This window comes from Duganella sp. 1224 (genome assembly GCF_013408245.1).
Lineage (GTDB): Bacteria > Pseudomonadota > Gammaproteobacteria > Burkholderiales > Burkholderiaceae_D > Rugamonas.
The window spans coordinates 109,222-126,479 of the sequence record NZ_JACBYS010000004.1; the positions used below are offsets into that span (position 1 = coordinate 109,222).

At 66.5% G+C, this 17,258-nt stretch carries 15 protein-coding genes; 5 read left to right on the forward strand and 10 right to left on the reverse strand.

The window, feature by feature from the left end; genetic code table 11:
• Position 1 precedes the first annotated feature (1 nt).
• From FHW58_RS19090 to FHW58_RS19135, 10 genes are all read right to left on the reverse strand, one after another.
• Positions 2-934 (reverse strand): glyoxylate/hydroxypyruvate reductase A, encoded by a 933-nt coding sequence (locus FHW58_RS19090; protein ID WP_179674759.1) that lies wholly within the window; start codon positions 932-934, stop codon positions 2-4.
• Between the two features lie 10 nt (positions 935-944).
• Positions 945-2,894 carry an acetyl/propionyl/methylcrotonyl-CoA carboxylase subunit alpha gene (locus FHW58_RS19095; protein ID WP_179674760.1) on the reverse strand — a complete coding sequence of 650 codons (1,950 nt, stop codon included), beginning with the start codon at positions 2,892-2,894 and terminating at the stop codon, positions 945-947.
• Between the two features lie 63 nt (positions 2,895-2,957).
• A complete protein-coding gene (gene bioB, locus FHW58_RS19100; protein ID WP_179674761.1) occupies positions 2,958-4,004 on the reverse strand; it encodes a biotin synthase BioB in 1,047 nt (348 codons plus the stop codon).
• A gap of 17 nt (positions 4,005-4,021) precedes the next feature.
• Positions 4,022-4,798, reverse strand: a complete 777-nt coding sequence (gene bioD, locus FHW58_RS19105) for a dethiobiotin synthase (protein ID WP_179674762.1) — start codon at positions 4,796-4,798, stop codon at positions 4,022-4,024.
• 1 nt (position 4,799) lies between these two features.
• Positions 4,800-5,984 (reverse strand): 8-amino-7-oxononanoate synthase, encoded by a 1,185-nt coding sequence (bioF, locus tag FHW58_RS19110; protein WP_179674763.1) that lies wholly within the window; start codon positions 5,982-5,984, stop codon positions 4,800-4,802.
• Positions 5,985-5,986: 2 nt separating this feature from the next.
• Positions 5,987-7,327: an adenosylmethionine--8-amino-7-oxononanoate transaminase gene (gene bioA, locus FHW58_RS19115; protein ID WP_179674764.1), complete on the reverse strand. Its 1,341-nt coding sequence runs from the start codon at positions 7,325-7,327 to the stop codon at positions 5,987-5,989.
• A gap of 10 nt (positions 7,328-7,337) precedes the next feature.
• Positions 7,338-8,123 carry an enoyl-CoA hydratase/isomerase family protein gene (locus tag FHW58_RS19120; RefSeq protein WP_179674765.1) on the reverse strand — a complete coding sequence of 262 codons (786 nt, stop codon included), beginning with the start codon at positions 8,121-8,123 and terminating at the stop codon, positions 7,338-7,340.
• A 57-nt stretch (positions 8,124-8,180) separates the two neighbouring features.
• Positions 8,181-9,308 (reverse strand): dienelactone hydrolase family protein, encoded by a 1,128-nt coding sequence (locus FHW58_RS19125; RefSeq protein ID WP_179674766.1) that lies wholly within the window; start codon positions 9,306-9,308, stop codon positions 8,181-8,183.
• Positions 9,309-9,313: 5 nt separating this feature from the next.
• The gene (locus FHW58_RS19130; RefSeq protein ID WP_179674767.1) at positions 9,314-10,921 is read right to left on the reverse strand and encodes a carboxyl transferase domain-containing protein; all 1,608 of its coding nucleotides are present in this window, start codon (positions 10,919-10,921) and stop codon (positions 9,314-9,316) included.
• A 101-nt stretch (positions 10,922-11,022) separates the two neighbouring features.
• Complete coding sequence (locus tag FHW58_RS19135) at positions 11,023-11,460, reverse strand: YchJ family protein (RefSeq protein ID WP_179674768.1); 438 nt, start codon at positions 11,458-11,460, stop codon at positions 11,023-11,025.
• A 169-nt stretch (positions 11,461-11,629) separates the two neighbouring features.
• Here FHW58_RS19135 and FHW58_RS19140 point away from each other — a divergent pair, with 169 nt between their 5' ends.
• The 5 genes from FHW58_RS19140 to FHW58_RS19160 all read left to right on the forward strand — a co-directional run bounded on the left by FHW58_RS19140 (position 11,630) and on the right by FHW58_RS19160 (position 17,251).
• Positions 11,630-12,370 carry a GntR family transcriptional regulator gene (locus tag FHW58_RS19140; protein WP_179674769.1) on the forward strand — a complete coding sequence of 247 codons (741 nt, stop codon included), beginning with the start codon at positions 11,630-11,632 and terminating at the stop codon, positions 12,368-12,370.
• Between the two features lie 5 nt (positions 12,371-12,375).
• Positions 12,376-13,254, forward strand: a complete 879-nt coding sequence (locus tag FHW58_RS19145; RefSeq protein WP_179674770.1) for an N-acetylmuramic acid 6-phosphate etherase — start codon at positions 12,376-12,378, stop codon at positions 13,252-13,254.
• A gap of 119 nt (positions 13,255-13,373) precedes the next feature.
• Positions 13,374-14,645, forward strand: a complete 1,272-nt coding sequence (locus tag FHW58_RS19150) for an MFS transporter (RefSeq protein ID WP_179674771.1) — start codon at positions 13,374-13,376, stop codon at positions 14,643-14,645.
• Between the two features lie 33 nt (positions 14,646-14,678).
• Positions 14,679-16,352 carry a family 10 glycosylhydrolase gene (locus tag FHW58_RS19155; RefSeq protein ID WP_179674772.1) on the forward strand — a complete coding sequence of 558 codons (1,674 nt, stop codon included), beginning with the start codon at positions 14,679-14,681 and terminating at the stop codon, positions 16,350-16,352.
• Complete coding sequence (locus FHW58_RS19160) at positions 16,352-17,251, forward strand: N-acetylglucosamine kinase (protein ID WP_179674773.1); 900 nt, start codon at positions 16,352-16,354, stop codon at positions 17,249-17,251. Before FHW58_RS19155 ends, FHW58_RS19160 begins: the two co-directional genes overlap by 1 nt.
• Positions 17,252-17,258: the final 7 nt, after the last annotated feature.

Consider the following 17,258-nt stretch of genomic DNA (forward strand, 5'->3'; position numbering starts at 1 on the left):
TTCAGTACCCCAGTGTGCGGTCGACCAGGCCGGCGACGGGTTCGCCGGCCTCGGTCTTGCGGATGTTATCGGCGATCTGCTGCACGCTTTCTCGGCGCAAGGTCAGCGCCGAGATGTGCGGCGTGATGGTGATGCGCTGCTCCTGCCAGAACGGATGCTGCGCCGGCAACGGCTCGTTGCGGAACACGTCCAGCGTGGCGGCGGCGATGTGGCCGGACTTGACCAACGCCAGCAGGTCCGGTTCCGCGAAGTGCGCGCCGCGCGCCACGTTGATGATGTACGCGCCCTCCGGCAGCTTGTGCATATTGGCGCGGTCCATGATGTTGCTGGTGTCCGGCGTCAGCGGCAGCAGGCAGACCAGCACGCGCGTGCCGCGCAGGAAGGTGTCCAGGCCATCGGCGCCGTGGAAGGTCTGCACGCCGTTGAGACTCTTCCCGGTGCGGCTCCAGCCGCGCAGCGGGAAGCCGAACGGCGCCAGCGCTTCCAGCACGCGGGTGCCCAGCACGCCCATACCCAGCACGCCGACGGAGAAGTCTTCCTTGTGATGCTGCGGCAGCGGCGCCCACTGGCCGGCGCGCGCCTGCGCTTCGTATTCGTCGAAGCGGCGGAAGTAGCGCAGCACCGCGTGCGTGACGTATTCCGCCATCTGCACCGCCATGCCGGCGTCTTCCAGGCGGATGATGGGGATGTGGCGCGGCAGCGCGTCGCCGAACTTCAGCAGCGCGTCGACGCCGGCGCCGGTGACGAAGATGGCCTTGACGGTGGCCAGTTCCGCCAGCATGGCTTCCGGCGGCGACCACACGACGGCGTAGTCGCAGGCCTGGCACTTCTCGCCGGCGTGCCAGATCTCGATGTCGGCATCCGGCAGGTATTTGGCGAAGTCCTTGATCCACGGTTCGGTCTTGCCGTCGGCGCGGTGTAGCAGGATGCGCATGGGTTCTCCTTTATGCCGCCGCCTTGAAGGCCAGCAGCGGTGCGCCGTCCGCGACCTGGTCGCCGACGTTGTAGAGGATGTCGTCCACCACGCCATCGTGCGGCGCGGCGATGGTGTGTTCCATTTTCATGGCTTCCATGATGACCAGCGCGGCGCCCTTCTTCACTTCCTGGCCCTTGGCGGCGAGGACGGCGACCACCTTGCCCGGCATCGGCGCGGTCAGGCGGCCGCCTTCCGCTTCGGCCTCGCCGGCATGGGCCATCGGGTCGTTCCACACCAGCGCGTGATGGCCGCCGTTGGTGAAGACGTGGAAGGTGTCGCCGTCGCGCAGCACGTTGCCGCGCGCGCCCTGGCCGCCGGTGCTGAACTGCCAACCGTCGGGGCCATAGGTGACGTTGATGTCGTAGGCCGCGTGCTCGTCGGTGAAGGACAGCTTGCGGGTGCAGGTCTGGTTCATGCGCCAGCCGTTGGTCTGGCTCCATGGATCGGTGCCTTGGGTTTGTTCCGCCTTCAGTAGCGCTTGCGCCGCCAGGGCAAGTGCGCCGGCCGGCGCGGGTTGCGCGGCCGGGAACAGCGTATCGTGATTGCGCTCGATCAGACCGGTGTCCAGGTCCGCGCTGGAGAAGGCCTGGCCTTCCACCAGGCGCTTGAGGAAGGCGACGTTGGTGGACAAGCCGACGATCTGGTATTGCGCCAGCGCTTGCGCCATGCGGGCCAGCGCCTGCTTGCGGTCCGCGCCCCAGACGATCAGTTTCGCGATCATCGGGTCGTAGAATGGCGAGATGGCGTCGCCCTGGCGGACGCCGGAGTCGATGCGGATCGCCGCCGGCTCTGCGCCGCCCGCAGCTGCTCCGCCGAGCTGGAAAGTCACCGCATCCGGCGTGCCGAGATGGCGTAGCGTGCCGATCGACGGCAGGAAGCCCTTCTCCGGATTCTCGGCGTAAATGCGCGCCTCGATGGCGTGGCCGTTGATCGCCAACTCATGTTGCTGCTTCGGCAGCGGCTCGCCGGCGGCAACGCGCAGCTGCCACTCCACCAGGTCGGTGCCGGTGATCATTTCGGTCACCGGATGTTCGACCTGCAGGCGGGTGTTCATCTCCATGAAGTAGAACGAGCCGTCCTGGTTGGCGATGAACTCCACCGTGCCGGCGCCGACGTAGCCGACGGCGCGCGCCGCAGCCACCGCCGCCTCGCCCATGGCGGCGCGGCGTTCGTCCGTCATGCCCGGCGCCGGTGCTTCCTCCAGCACTTTCTGGTGGCGGCGCTGCACCGAGCAGTCGCGTTCAAAAAGATAGATGCAATTGCCGAGCGTATCGGCAAACACCTGGATTTCAATGTGACGCGGGCGCTGCAGGTATTTCTCCGCCAGCACCTTGTCGTCGCCAAAAGAACTGATCGCCTCGCGCTTGCACGAGGCCAGCGCGTCCTTGAACTGCGCCGAGTTCTCGACCACGCGCATGCCCTTGCCGCCACCGCCGGCCGACGCCTTCAGCAGCACCGGGTAGCCGATGCGATCGGCTTCGCCGTGCAGGAAGTCGGCGTCCTGCTGTTCGCCGTGGTAACCCGGCACCAGCGGTACATTGGCTTTTTCCATCAGCTGCTTGGCGGCCGACTTGGAGCCCATCGCGCGCATGGCCGATGCCGGCGGGCCAATGAACACCAGGCCCGCTTCGGCGCAGGCCTCGGCAAACTCCGCGTTCTCCGACAGGAAGCCGTAGCCCGGATGGATGGCTTGCGCGCCGGTGGCCTTGGCGGCCGCGATGATCTTGTCGCCGCGCAGGTAGCTGTCCTTGGCGGCGGCGGGACCAATGGCCACCGCCTCGTCGCATACGGCGACGTGCTTGGCGTTGGCGTCGGCCTCCGAGTACACGGCGACCGTTTTAATGCCCATGCGGCGCGCGGTAGCGGCCACACGGCAGGCAATTTCACCACGATTGGCGATCAGAATTTTGGTAAACATCGTCTCTCTCTTGACGGCTTATGGCCGGAAGTTTTTTTATCATCGTGGGAGCTGTGGACTGCCTTAGCAGCCGCAGCTCTCCTTTTGCACCGACTCCAGCACCGCGCCGCGCGTGCGCAGGCCCAGTTTCTCCAGCAGCGCGCGGTCGTCGTTCGCTTCCGGGTTATCGGTGGTTAGCAGCTTGTCGCCGTAGAAGATGGAATTGGCGCCAGCCATGAAGCACATGGCTTGCACCGCTTCGCCCAACTCGCGGCGGCCGGCCGACAAACGCACGCGCGCTTTCGGCATGGTGATGCGCGCCACGGCGATGGTGCGCACGAATTCAAACGGGTCCAGCGGGTCCAGGCCGTGCAGCGGCGTGCCTTCCACCTGCACCAGGTGATTGATCGGCACCGATTCCGGGTACGGATTCAGATTGGCCAGTTGCGCGATCAGGCCGGCGCGCTGGTCGCGCGTTTCGCCCATGCCGACGATGCCGCCGCAGCAGATTTTCAGGCCGGCTTCGCGCACGTGGCCCAGCGTGTCCAGGCGGTCCTGGTACTGGCGGGTGGAGATGACGTTGTCGTAGAACTCGGGCGCGGTGTCCAGATTGTGGTTGTAGTAATCGAGGCCGGCGTCTTTCAGGCGCTGCGCCTGGTGCTCTTCCAGCATGCCCAGCGTGGCGCAGGTTTCCAGGCCCAGCGCCTTCACCGAGCGCACCATTTCCTCGACCTTGTCCATGTCGCGGTCTTTCGGGCTGCGCCAGGCGGCGCCCATGCAGAAGCGGGTGGCGCCGTTGTCCTTGGCCTGCCTGGCCGCGTCCAGCACGGTGTCGATGTCGAGGATTTTCTTGGCTTCGACGCCGGTGTCGTAGCGCGCCGCTTGCGGGCAGTAGCCGCAATCCTCTTCGCAGCCGCCGGTTTTGATCGACAGCAGCGTGGCCAGTTCCACGTCGCCATCCGGGAAGTTGGCGCGGTGGACTTGCTGGGCCTTGAACATCAGGTCATTGAACGGCAGCTCGAACAGCGCCAGCACTTCTTCGCGCGGCCAGGTGGATGCGGCTGGCGTGATCGGCGCGGCGGGACGGTGCAGCGAGACGACCTTGGGTTCTTTCAGGATGTTCTGTGGCATGGTGATTCCTTCTTGGTTCAAATGGTGTTCTCCAGCGGCCAGTTGGGCAGCTGGGTAAAATCGATATGGTCCGCCGCCGCTTCGGCGGTCGGCTCGTCCAGGCGCGGCACGCGGCCGAGCAGCGGCGCCGGAATGCGCTGCGCCAGCGCTGCCACGTTTTCGTCGGCGAATGGCATGTCGGCCTGGGTTTCGTTGGCCACCCAGCCCACCAGCTTCAGGCCGCGCGACAGGATGGCTTCCACCGTCAGCAGCGCGTGGCTGATGCAGCCGAGGCGCAGGCCGACCACCAGCACCACCGGCAGTTCCAGCTGCTCGGCCAGGTCGGCGGTGTCGAATTCGTCGTTCAGCGGCACGATGAAGCCGCCCACGCCCTCCACTACCACCGCGTCCGACGCGGCGTTGATTTCCACGTAGGCCGCCAGGATGGGCACCGGCGAAATGGTGATGCCTTCCAGCGCAGCGGCGATGTGCGGCGCCGCCGGTTCCTTCAGCAGGAACGGCGTGGTGATGGACTGCGGCAGGTGCACGTTGCCGGCGGCGGCCAGCTGGTCGCAATCGTCGTTGTGCCATTTGCCGTCGTCGCCCAGTTCAGCGCCGGCCGCCACCGGCTTCATGCCGCAGGCGCGTACGCCGCTCTGCACCAGGGCGTGCAGCATGGCGGAGGAAATCAGCGTCTTGCCGATTTCGGTGTCGGTGCCGGTGACGAAGCAGTTGAAGCGCGGCGGTATGCCGCTGCCGGCCGCTGTCGGCTGGGTCTGTGGAGCGACTGCTAACACGGGATCGTCCAAGCTCATCTCAGGTCCTTTCCAATGCGTTGAGCGCAGTGATTAATGTTGACACGTCCTGCCTGGTATGACCGGCCGAGAGGGTGACGCGCAAGCGCGCGCTGCCCGGCGCCACGGTCGGCGGACGGATCGCGCCCACCCACAGCCCCTGCTCGAACAGGGCGGCGCCGGCGCGCATGGTTTCCGCATTATCGCCGATGATGACCGGCTGGATCGCCGTCGCCGAGGGCAGGCGCCGCCAGCGCTGCAGGCGCAGGCCGTGGTTCCATTGTGCCACCAAAGCCTGCAAATGGGCGCGCCGCGTGGCGCCTTCGTCGCCTTCCAGCAGATCGAGGCTGGTCAGCAGTGCGTGCGCCATGGCCGGCGCCGCCGCCGTGGTGAAAATATACGGCCGGGCTTTCTGGATCAGCGTTTCGATCACCGTCTCGTGCGCGGCGACAAATGCCCCGCCGACGCCGGCCGCCTTGCCCAGCGTGCCCATATAGACCAGGTAGGGCGAGCGCAGGTTGAAGTGCTCCAGCGCGCCGTGGCCATTGGCGCCCAGCGTGCCGAAGCCGTGGGCGTCGTCCACCACCAGCCAGGCACCGTATTGTTCGCACAGGGCCAGCAGCCGCGGCAGCGGCGCCAGGTTGCCGTCCATGCTGAACACGCTGTCCGTCACTACGACCTTGGTGGCGGCGTGGCTGGCTTTCAGCAGCGTTTCCAGCGCCGGCAGGTCGGCGTGCGGGTAGACGTGCGTCTTGACGCGGGCCAGCCGGGCGCCGTCGATCAGCGAGGCGTGGTTCAGTTCTTCGGAAAAGATCTCGGCGTCGCGGTCGTGCGCTGTCAGGCCGGCGATGACGGCCAGGTTGGCCATGTAGCCGGTGCAGAAGCTGATGGCGCGCGGCGCTTCCAGCTGGTCGCCGACGAATTGCGCCAGCCGTTCTTCCAGCATGGCGTGGGCGCGCCCATGACCGCTGATCAGGTGCGAGGCGCCGCTGCCGACGCCGTAGATCGCCGCGCCTTCCTGCAGCGCGAGCTTGATCTTGCGGTGGTTGGCCAGGCCGAGGTAGTCGTTGCTGCAGAAGGCCAGCAGCTCGCGGCCGTCCACGGTCACGCGCGGGCCGCACGGCGAGTCGACCGTGCGGCGCTTGCGGATCAGCTGCTTGTCGTCCAGCGCTTGCAGCTGCTGGTGCAGGCGGTTGAGCAGTTCCATCGTCAGCCCGCCATCACTTGGTTGAACACGGCCAGCGTGTTGGCGGCCAGGCCGTCGATTTCCTCGTCGCTCAGGATGTACGGCGGCATCATGTAGACGGTGGAGCCGATGGGGCGCATCAGCAGCCCGTGTTCGGTCGCGGTGGCGAAGAAGTTGCGCGAGAAGTCTTTCGGCGCGTCGATGGCGTCGAAGGCCCAGATCATGCCGCGCTGGCGGAAGTTGCGTACCCGCTCGTGCTGTGCCAGCGGTTGCAGCGCTTGCGTCAGGCGCGCGGCCTTGGCCTTGTTGGCGTTGAGGACATCGTCTTCTTCGAAGATGTGCAGCGTCGCCAGGGCGGCGCGGCAGGCCAGCGGGTTGCCGGTGTACGAGTGCGAGTGCAGGAAGCCGCGCGTGACGTCGTTGCTGTAGAAGGCCTGGTAGATGTCGTCGCGCGTCATCACCAGCGACAGCGGCAGGTAGCCGCCGCTGATGCCCTTCGACAGGCACAGGAAGTCCGGCCACACGCCGGCCTGTTCGCAGGCGAAGAAGGTGCCGGTGCGGCCGCAGCCGACCGCGATTTCGTCGAGGATCAGGTGGACGTCATGCTTGTCGCACAGTGCGCGTACCAGTTGCAGGTACAGCGGGTCGTGCATCGCCATGCCGGTGGCGCATTGCACCAGCGGCTCGATGATGATGGCGGCGATCTTGTCGCCACGTTCGTTGAACAGGCGCTCGACATCGGCGGCGGCGCGGCGGGCCTGCGCCTGCGCGCGTTCCTCGGCGCTGCCGGTTTCCTCGGCCAGGCGCCAGTCGGGCGACATCACGGTTTGCGAGGCGCGCAGCAACGGGCCGTAGGCGTCCTTGAACAGCGCGACGTCGGTGACGGCCAGTGCACCGATGGTTTCGCCGTGGTAACTGCCCTTGAGGCAGACGAATTCCTGCTTGTCCGCGTGGCCGTCGTTGCGCCACGAATGGAAGCTCATCTTGAGCGCGATTTCCACGGCGGAGGCGCCGTCGCTGGCGTAGAAGCTGTGGCCCAGCACATGGCCGGTGAGCGCCGACAGTTTTTCGGACAATTCAATCACAGGTTCGTGCGTGAAGCCGGCGAGCATGGCGTGTTCCAGCGTATCCAGCTGGTCTTTCAGCGCCGCGTTGATGCGCGGGTTGGCGTGGCCGAACAGGTTCACCCACCAGGAGCTGATCGCGTCCAGGTAGCGGCGGCCTTCATGGTCGTACAGCCATGCGCCCTTGCCCCGGCTGACCGGGATCAGCGGGATGGTTTCGTGATGCTGCATCTGGGTGCACGGGTGCCATACGCTGCGCAAGCTGCGCGCTACCCAGTCGCTTTGTGTATTCAATTCCAAAACTGCTCCATTAATTCAACCAGGCGGGCTTGCGCTTCTCCAGGAAGGAAGCCACGCCTTCGCGCCCCTGTCCGGAGGCGCGGATTTGCGCGATGCGTTCCGCCGTATCGGCCAGCAGCGCATCGCTCACTTCTTGTCCGCTGACGTCGCGCACCAGCACCTTGGCTTGCTGCACGGCGTGCGGACTGTTATTCACCAGCGCCTTGACGATCTCCGCCACCTTGGCGTCGAGCGCGTCGGCGCTGACCACTTCATGCGCAAAACCGATGCGCAGCGCTTCCCGCGCGCCGAAACGCTCGGCGGTCAGAAAGTAGCGGCGCGACGCGTTCTCGCCCATGGCCTTGATCACATACGGCGAAATCGTCGCCGGAATCAGGCCCAGTTTCACTTCGCTCAGGCAGAAGTTGGCCTCCTCCACCGCGACGACGATATCGCACGCGGCCACCAGGCCCATGCCGCCGGCGTAGCAATCGCCCTGTACCCTGGCCACCACCGGCTTGGGGCAGAGGTAGATGGTGCGCAGCATTTCCGCCAGTTGCAGCGCGTCGGCGTGGTTCTCGGCGTGCGTGTAGCCCGCCATTTTCTTCATCCAGTTCAGGTCCGCGCCGGCGCAGAACGCCGGGCCGTTCGCCGCCAGCACAATCGCGCGCAGGCCGGCATCTTCGCCGAGTTCACTGAAGGCCCGCTTAATCTCGGCGATGGCGGTTTCGTTGAAGGCGTTGCGCACGTCGGGACGGTTCAGCGTTACGGTGGCCACGCGTTCCTCGCGCGTGATGGTCAGGGTGTCAAAAGCCATGGTTAATCCTTGTGTTGATTTCGGCGGGAACCACCACTACCTGTTCCGGCACCATGTTCATTCCTTCCAGACGACATAGTCGTCAATGGCATACAGCTTGCACTGTGTGCGGCTGTTTTTCTGGCAGTTGGCCAGTGCCCGTGCGGTCGGATCATCGCCGTCTTCCGCCCAGCCCCAGGAACCGGAGGGCGACAGCGCGAATGCGCGTGGCACGGACTTGGTCAGGAAGGCCTTGTAGCCTTGCTCTCCCGGGGAGCGCAGATACGGCGGCACGGCATCCAGCGGTGCGAAGTTGGTCGGCGGCGCCGCTTCGATGGCGGCGATGGTGTACTTTGCGTCGGCGGGCATGCCGATCGTCTTCAGAAAGTGTTCGGTTTCCGGAAGCCAGATCGGTACGCCGTCGCGGCTGGCGCTCATGCCGTGCGCGTCATTTTTGAATGGGCCGTATGCCACCAGTTGCGCCTTGCCGCCCGCGCCGGTGTACGCCGCGTACATGCTGGCCGCCAGTTTGGGGCCGAACAGGCGGTCGTTCTCACCGTAGAACCAGATCGACGGCGTGGCGCTGCGTTTGCCGTAAGCGCCAAAAGCGTTGACCAGCGAGGTTTGCCAGTCGCATCGCGGATTATCCTTGTGCAGGCCGCCGGCGAAGTTGATGATGCCCTTCACGCCTTCCATATTGTGGCTGCCGGCCGCAATCGCCGTCAGGCCGCCATGTGACTGGCCGGCGATCAGCACGTGCTCTTTGTCCGCCCACGGCTGTTGCGCCACGTATTGCATGGCGGCGTACAGCGAGATGGCCTGGCCCTCGCCGTTGTGTTCCAGGTTGCATTCGCGGTCGACGTAGCTGCCGCCCGATCCGGCGAAGCCCACGCGCATGGGGATGACGACGGCGTAGCCCCGCTTGACGAATTCACGGCTGATGTAGATGTAGCGGGCGCGGTTCTGCTTGTGGGCGTCGCCTGGCGCCTTACCATGGTTCATGAACAGCACCGGGAACGGGCCATCGCCGGGCGGCTTGAAGATGGTGGTCTGCAGGCCGATGTCGTCACCGTCGATGTGCGCGGGAATCGACACCACCTGCTCGCCCATGCGGGTATCGATGGCCGGCAGCGGCGTCGCCAGCGCGGCGGCGCTGGCGCACAGCAGTGCGGCCCCTCCCAGTCGATACAGTGTGCGCATGGTCATCCGGATCACATCCTGAATACGCCAAACTTCGTGTCCTCGATTTCCGCGTTCATGGCGGCGGACAGGCCCAGGCCCAGCACCGTGCGCGTGTCGGCCGGATCGATGACGCCATCATCCCACAGGCGCGCGGTGGCATAGTACGGGTGGCCCTGGTGCTCGTACTGCTCCTTGATCGGCTGCTTGAACGCGGCCTCCTCCTCGGCCGACCAGGCGCCGCCCTTGGCCTCGATGCCGTCGCGCTTCACGGTGGCCAGCACCGACGCCGCCTGGTCGCCGCCCATGACCGAGATGCGTGCGTTGGGCCACATCCACATGAAGCGCGGCGAGAACGCGCGGCCGCACATGCCGTAGTTGCCGGCGCCGAAGCTGCCGCCGATGATGACGGTGAACTTGGGCACCTTGGCCGTGGCCACCGCCGTCACCATCTTGGCGCCATTGCGGGCGATGCCCTCGTTTTCGTACTTGCGGCCGACCATGAAGCCGGTGATATTTTGCAGGAACACCAGCGGGATCTTGCGCTGCGCGCACAACTCGATGAAGTGCGTGCCTTTCAGCGCCGACTCGGAGAACAGGATGCCGTTGTTGGCGATGATGCCGACCTTCATCCCGAAGATGTGCGCAAAGCCGCACACCAGCGTGGTGCCGTAGCGCGCCTTGAACTCATCGAACTCGCTGCCGTCGACGATGCGGGCGATCACCTCGCGCACATCGAAGGGCTTGCGGGTATCGACCGGAATCACGCCGTACAGTTCTTTGGCACCGTAGGCCGGCGCCACGGTCTCGCGCAACGCGCCCTGCTGCGGCTTGCTGCGGTTCAGATTGGAGACGATGGTGCGTGCCAGCGACAGCGCATGCAGGTCGTTCTGCGCCAGGTGGTCGGCCACGCCGGACAGGCGCGTGTGCACATCGCCGCCGCCCAGGTCTTCCGCCGTCACCACCTCGCCGGTGGCGGCCTTCACCAGCGGCGGGCCGCCGAGGAAGATGGTGCCCTGTTCCTTGACGATGATGGATTCGTCGCTCATCGCCGGCACGTAGGCGCCGCCGGCGGTGCAGGAACCCATCACCACGGCGATCTGCGGAATGCCCTTGGCCGACAGGTTGGCCTGGTTGTAGAAGATGCGGCCGAAGTGGTCGCGGTCGGGGAAGACGTCGTCCTGGTTCGGCAGATTGGCGCCGCCGGAGTCCACCAGGTAGATGCAGGGCAGGTTGTTCTGGTCGGCGATCTCCTGCGCCCGCAGATGCTTCTTGACCGTCATCGGGTAGTAGGTGCCGCCCTTGACGGTGGCGTCGTTGCAGACGATGACGCACTCCTGCCCGGCCACGCGACCGATGCCAGTGATGATGCCGGCGGCCGGTGCGGCGTCGTCGTACATGCCATAGGCGGCCATCTGCGACAGTTCGAGGAAAGGCGTGCCGGGATCGAGCAGCATCTGCACGCGGTCGCGCGGCAGCAGTTTGCCGCGGGCGACGTGCTTGGCCGAGGCCGCTTCACCACCGCCCTGGGCGATGGCGGCGATCTTGTCGCGCAAATCGTCGACGACGGCTTGCATGGCGGCGGCGTTGGCCTTGAAATCCTCGCTACGAGGGTTGAGCTTGCTTTCGATCTGCGGCATGGCGTGTCCCTTTTTCAACCGGGGTCAGTGCCGACATTCGGACATTGGGTCGCACGCGACACAATGTCCGAATGTCGGCACTGACCCCGGTGTTGTCATGATTATTCTGGAAAACTACCGTCAACGTAAAACCAGCGCAGGTCTCCTCCTGCTGCCGGTTCGCGGACAAAGTTGCTGATCTCGTGCAGGCGCTGCGCCCGGCCATTGATCTTGAACCGGGCGACGAACTCCACCGTATCCGTGGTCAGATCGGCATTTTCTGCTTTACGTTGACGTAAACGTAAAGCGGATTTTACCTCAAGTCCCAGCCATTGCACCTTTTCCTCGTCGCTCATGATCGGCTCGGTGGGACGGGTGCTGGCGTGCCAGGTGGCCAGCAGGTAGGGCTCGTTGCGCTGGCCGTAGGCGGTATAGCGCGAACGCATCAGCGCCTCGGCGGTGGGGGCGATGGCGCTGCCGTCGATGTACGGGCCGCAGCAGGTGGCAAGCGCGGGGCCGCCGCAGGGGCAGCCGGCGGGCGCGGTGGACTTCTTGGACATGGTCGGAAACGGTCTGGGCTGAGGGTGCAAACCCCGCATTATCCGCCAAATGCGCGGCTTTCGCCCGGTGCGGCGTTATGCTACTTGTAGAAATATTGTTGGTTCCGCTCGTGTAAGGCGTACACCGTTTTCCGCATCGCTATTACACTAGCGAGGTGAGGAGAAATGAATGAGCCAGACCAGTTTTGAATTCAAGGCGGATGCCAACGACAGTTCGCCGTTGTACATGCAAATTGCCCGCAAATTGAGCGACGATGTGCTCAATGGCCGCTACCAGGTCGATCAGGCGCTGCCGTCCGAACGGACCCTGTCGGAACTGTTAAACGTTTCGCGGGTCACCGCGCGCAAGGCCATCGACCAGCTGGTGGACCAGGGACTGGTGGTGCGCCGCCGCGGCTCCGGCAACTACATCGCGCCGCGCATCGAGCAGCCGCTGTCCAACCTCACCAGTTTTTCGGAACAGCTGCAGCAGCGCGGCCACATTCCCGGCTCGCGCTGGCTCAAGCGCGCGATCGTCGCGCCGACGCCGGAGGAGCAGCTGAGCCTGGGCCTGTCGCCGTATTCCAAGGTGGCGCGGCTGGAGCGGCTGCGCCTGGCCGATGACGTGGTGATGGCGTATGAGGTGTCGGTGCTGCCGCAGACCGTGCTGAACGACCCGAACGCGGTCGGCAATTCGCTGTATCAGTATCTGGACAGCATCAACAAGTCGCCGGCGCGGGCACTGCAGCACATCCGCGCGATGAACGCCTCGGCCGAACTGGCCGCGCAGCTGGGCGTGCCGGAGGGCCAGGCGCTGCTGTACATCACCCGGATTGCCTATCTGGAAACCGGCGAGGCGATGGAGCTGACCCATTCGTATTGCCATAGCGATCACTATGACTTTGTCGCGGAGATGCGCCGCGCCACTTAAAGCCCATGCTCAAGACCGAGACGCCGAGTACGCAGCATCCCCAGCTGGACCTCTACCCGGTGGAGGCCTTGGTCGAGGCGTTGGTCGACGATCAGGCGCTGGCGATGCGGGCCATCAAGGCGGCCGCGGCCAGCATCAGCACGGCGGTGGCGGCGATGACGCCGCGCGTGGCCGCCGGCGGCAGATTGATCTATGTCGGCGCCGGCACCTCGGGCCGGCTGGGCCTGCTGGACAGCGTGGAGCTGCCGCCGACGTTTTCCTGGCCGTCCGAGCGGGCGGCCGCGCTGCTGGCCGGCGGTCCGGGCGCGGTGTTCGAGGCGGTCGAAGGCGCGGAAGATGACCGCGACCAGGGCGCGGCCGACCTGCGTCGGCTCTATCCCGGCTACAACGATGTGATCCTGCTGGTGGCCGCGTCCGGCACCACGCCGTATGTGCTGGGCGCGCAGCAGGCGGCGCGGGCGGTGGGTGCGCTGACGGTGGGCATTGCCAACAATCCCGGCACGCCGCTGCTGGTCGGCGCCGACCTCGGCATCTGCCTGGACACCGGCCCGGAAGTGATCTCCGGCAGCACCCTGCTGAAGGCGGGCACGGCGCAAAAAATCGTGCTGAACACGCTGTCCAGCGCGCTGATGGTGCGCCTGCACAAAGTCTACGGCAACCTGATGGTCGACCTGCACCCGACCAATGCCAAGCTGGCCGAGCGCGCCGTGCGCCTGACCATGCACGCCACCGGCGCCGCCGAGCCCGCTGCCCGCGCCGCGCTGGCGCAATCCCAATTCCACGTCAAGACCGCCATCGTGGTCCTGCTCAAACACCTCCCCGCCGCCGAGGCCCAGGCCTTGCTCGACGCCGCCCACGGCAACCTCCGCGCCGCCCTGCAATAATCCGGGGTCAGGTCCTCCATTTCTACACGGGCTCAGGTGCAGAGCACCTGAGCCCGTGTAGAAATGGAGGACCTGACCCCGGAGTTGCGTTCTGTCCAAGGTGGCCGTATCGTACTGCGATGAAAATAATCGGCCGTAACTCCAATCCCTGGGCGTGGGTGCCCAGCGTGTCCTTCAGCCAGGGCGTGCCTTATGTCGCGGTGATGATGCTGTCGACCGTGATGTACAAGAATCTGGGCATTTCCAACGCCGACCTGGCGTTTTATACCGCCTGGCTGTATCTGCCATGGGTGGTCAAGCCGCTGTGGTCGCCCGTGGTGGAGATGTTCGGCAGCAAGCGCGGCTGGACGGTGCTGATGCAGCTGGTCGGCGGCGCCGGCCTGGCGGCCGTGGCGCTCACCCTGCACGCGCCGGATTTTTTCCGCTGGACGCTGGTGATTTTCTGGCTCATGGCGTTTTCGTCCGCCACGCACGATATCGCGTCCGATGGCTTTTACATGCTCGGCCTGCCGACCCAGCACCAGCAGGCCGCTTTCGTCGGCGTCCGCAGCGCGTTTTATAAGCTGGCGATGATAGGCGGACAAGGCGGGCTGGTGTATCTGGCCGGGCGGTTGATGCAGGCCACCGGCGATCCGGTCCACGCCTGGTCGGTGGTGTTCGCGCTGATGGCGCTGCTGTATCTGGCGCTGTGCGCATATCATCACCTGATCCTGCCGCGCGCGGACGCGGACCGCAGCCACAGCGCCGGCGGCGCGCGCTGGCGGGAGTTTGTCCACACGTTCCGCAGTTTTTTCCAGAAGAAAGATATCGCCGTCACGCTCGGCTTCCTGCTGCTGTACCGGCTGGGTGAGGCGCAGTTGCTGAAGATGGCCGCGCCTTTCCTGCTGGATCCGCGCGACAAGGGCGGCCTTGGCCTCACCACCGCGGATTTCGGCCTGGTTTACGGCACCATCGGCGTCTGCGCGCTGGTGCTGGGCGGGCTGGCCGGCGGCGTGGCGGTGGCGCGTTTCGGCTTGCGGCGGGCGTTGATGCCGATGGTGTTCATCATGCATGTGCCGGACCTGGTGTTTGTCTACCTGGCCACGGCCCTGCCGGACAATCTGGCGCTGGTGGCGGCCTGCCTGGCGGTGGAGCAGTTCGGCTATGGCTTCGGCTTTGCCGCCTTCATGCTGTACATGGTGCTGGTGGCCGATGGCGCGCACAAAACCGCCCACTATGCGATCTGCACCGGCTTCATGGCCCTCGGCATGATGTTGCCGGGCATGGTCAGCGGCTGGATCCAGCAGCAGCTGGGTTATCAACAGTTCTTCATCTGGGCCTGCGTGTCGACGCTGCCGGCGTTTGCGCTGGCCGCACGGGTGCGCATTCCAGCCGGGTTCGGCCGTGAATAGCCATTACAATGTCGATCTCAACTGATTCGGAGAGTGGTTTTGGTTTTTGATGCGAAGAAGCGGCTGACCTTGTCGGCTGGCGTGGCGGCCGGTCTGGCGGCGCTGCTTGAGGGATGTTCCAGCACGCCGAGTGCGCCCGCGCCGGCGGCGGGCGCCACGCCGGCCCCGCGTCCCGCCGACGCGGGCGCGGCGCGTCCGCTGCCGGCCCCCGCGCCGGCCGATCCCCACACGCCGCCGCCGGCGCCGCGCGAATTCCGCGCCGCCTGGGTATCGACCGTGGCCAATATCGACTGGCCCAGCCGCAGCAATTTGAGCACGGCCAAACAGCAGGCCGAAGCCGTCGCCATTCTCGACCGCGCGCGGGCGCTGAACCTCAACGCCATCGTGCTGCAGGTGCGCCCCAGCGCCGACGCGATTTATCCGTCCGAGCTGGAGCCGTGGTCCGAGTTCCTCACCGGCCAGCAGGGCCGCCCGCCGGCGCAGCCGTGGGATCCGCTGCAGTTCTGGATCGAGCAGGCGCACGCGCGCGGACTGGAACTGCACGCGTGGTTCAATCCCTACCGCGCGCGCCACGCCACCGCCAAGACCCCGCTGGCCGCCAACCATATCGGCCGCAAGCTGCCGGAGGTGGTCAAGCCGTACGGTCGCTATCTGTGGATGGATCCGGGCGAGGCGGCGGCGTCGCAGCACACGCTGAACGTGGTGCTGGACGTGGTGCGCCGCTACGATATCGACGGCGTGCATATCGATGACTACTTCTATCCCTATCCGATCGATACGCCGAATGCGGCCGGGCCGGAAGGCGTGGCGCTGGACGGCGGCGTCGGCGCCCGCCAGGAGCTGGAGTTCCCGGACCAGATCTCGTGGCAGCGCTACCTGCTGGGAGGCGGCACGCTGGACCGCGCGCACTGGCGCCGCCAGAACGTCAATGCGCTGATCGAAGCGATGTACCTGGGCATCCGCAAGGAAAAGTCGTGGGTGCGCTTCGGCATCAGCCCCTTCGGCATTGGACGGCCGGACCGCCGCCCGGCCGGCATCATCGGTTTCAGCCAGTACGACAAGCTGTATGCGGACGCGGAACTGTGGCTGGCCAACGGCTGGCTGGATTACCTGGCGCCGCAGCTGTATTGGCCGGTGGCGCAGGCGCCGCAGGCATTCGACGTGCTGCTGGATTACTGGCTGGCGCAGAACACGCAGGCGCGTCATGTCTGGCCCGGCCTGTACACCAGCCGCATCGACAACAGCATCAAGTCGTTCGCGCCGGAGGAAATCGTCAAGCAGATCGGCGTCACGCGCAGCCGTAATGGCGTGCGCGGCCACCTGCACTTCTCGATCGCGGCGCTGATGGAAAACCGCAAGGGCATCACCGATCAGCTGCGCACCCTGGCCTACCAGACCGCCGCGCTGACGCCGCCCACGCCATGGCTGGGCAGCGATGCACCGGCCGCGCCGCAGGCGGCCGCGCGGCGCGAGAGCAATGGCGTGGCGCTCAAGCTGTCCGCCGGCGCCGGCAAGCCGGTTGCGCATTATGCGATCTGGTCGCGCTACGGCAACGAGTGGCGCTTCGCGGTGGCGCCGGCGTCGCGGCCGGTGCTGCTGTTGGCCGACGACGCGGCGGGCGGCGCCGCGCAGGTGGTGGTGGTCAGCGCGGTCGACCGCCTTGGCAACGAGAGCGAACGGATACACGTCTACACGCGGAGCGGATGATGAGCGATCTCGGTCTGGGCATCGATGCGGGCGGCACGCAAACCCGCTGGGCGCTGGCCGATGCGGCGGGCGCCATCGTGGCCGAGGGCAGCGTCGGCGGCATGTCGGCCACGCAGATGAACAGCACCGCCGGCCGCGACGCGGTGCGCGGCATCTTTGCCATGCTGGCCACGCAGGTGCTGGCGGCCGGGCAGCCGGTGCGCGCCTGCGCCGGCCTGACGGGCTTTGACGGCGCCAGCATGCAGGCCACGCAACTGCTGGCCGAGGTGCTGAAGATCGCGCCAGCCAGCATCAGTGTGCGCAGCGACGTCGAGATCGCGTATCTGGACAGCTTTGCGCCGGGCCAGGGCTACCTGGTGTACGCCGGCACCGGCTCCATCGCCGCGTGGATCGACGCCGACGGCCAGTTCCACCGCGCCGGCGGCCGTGGCGTAACGCTGGACGATGGCGGCGGCGGCTTCTGGATCGCGCGCGAGGCCATGCGCCACATCTGGCGGCGGGAGGACGAGCAGCCGGGCGCGTGGCAGCAGTCGGCCATGGCGCGCGCGGTGTTCGGCCAGATCGGCGGCAGCGACTGGGCGCTGTCGCGCCAGTTCATCTACGGCCAGGATCGCGGCGCCATCGGCAGCCTGGCGCTGGCCGTCGCCGCCAGCGCCGATGCCGATCCGGTGGCGCGATCGATACTCGACAACGCCGGCCGCGAACTGGCGCGCATCGCGCTGGCGCTGGTGGGCCGCTATGGCGCGCGGCCGATCGTGCTGGGCGGCCGGGCGGCGCAGCTGCACCCGCTGATCGCGCAGAGCATGCGCGCGGCGCTGCCGGCGGACCTGTCGCTGACGCAGCGCCACACCCTTGCCCACCACGCGGCGGCGCGGATTGCTCTACACTCCCCTCATTGAACCGATT

Excerpts from the sequence above, each read along its gene's own strand:
- FHW58_RS19090 (WP_179674759.1), bottom strand. The coding sequence starts at position 934 with ATGCGCATCCTGCTACACCGCGCCGACGGCAAGACCGAACCGTGGATC.
- FHW58_RS19095 (WP_179674760.1), bottom strand. The coding sequence starts at position 2,894 with ATGTTTACCAAAATTCTGATCGCCAATCGTGGTGAAATTGCCTGCCGT.
- bioB (WP_179674761.1), bottom strand. The coding sequence starts at position 4,004 with ATGCCACAGAACATCCTGAAAGAACCCAAGGTCGTCTCGCTGCACCGT.
- bioD (WP_179674762.1), bottom strand. The coding sequence starts at position 4,798 with ATGAGCTTGGACGATCCCGTGTTAGCAGTCGCTCCACAGACCCAGCCG.
- bioF (WP_179674763.1), bottom strand. The coding sequence starts at position 5,984 with ATGGAACTGCTCAACCGCCTGCACCAGCAGCTGCAAGCGCTGGACGAC.
- FHW58_RS19120 (WP_179674765.1), bottom strand. The coding sequence starts at position 8,123 with ATGGCTTTTGACACCCTGACCATCACGCGCGAGGAACGCGTGGCCACC.
- FHW58_RS19125 (WP_179674766.1), bottom strand. The coding sequence starts at position 9,308 with ATGACCATGCGCACACTGTATCGACTGGGAGGGGCCGCACTGCTGTGC.
- FHW58_RS19130 (WP_179674767.1), bottom strand. The coding sequence starts at position 10,921 with ATGCCGCAGATCGAAAGCAAGCTCAACCCTCGTAGCGAGGATTTCAAG.
- FHW58_RS19135 (WP_179674768.1), bottom strand. The coding sequence starts at position 11,460 with ATGTCCAAGAAGTCCACCGCGCCCGCCGGCTGCCCCTGCGGCGGCCCC.
- FHW58_RS19140 (WP_179674769.1), top strand. The coding sequence starts at position 11,630 with ATGAGCCAGACCAGTTTTGAATTCAAGGCGGATGCCAACGACAGTTCG.
- FHW58_RS19145 (WP_179674770.1), top strand. The coding sequence starts at position 12,376 with ATGCTCAAGACCGAGACGCCGAGTACGCAGCATCCCCAGCTGGACCTC.
- FHW58_RS19150 (WP_179674771.1), top strand. The coding sequence starts at position 13,374 with ATGAAAATAATCGGCCGTAACTCCAATCCCTGGGCGTGGGTGCCCAGC.
- FHW58_RS19160 (WP_179674773.1), top strand. The coding sequence starts at position 16,352 with ATGAGCGATCTCGGTCTGGGCATCGATGCGGGCGGCACGCAAACCCGC.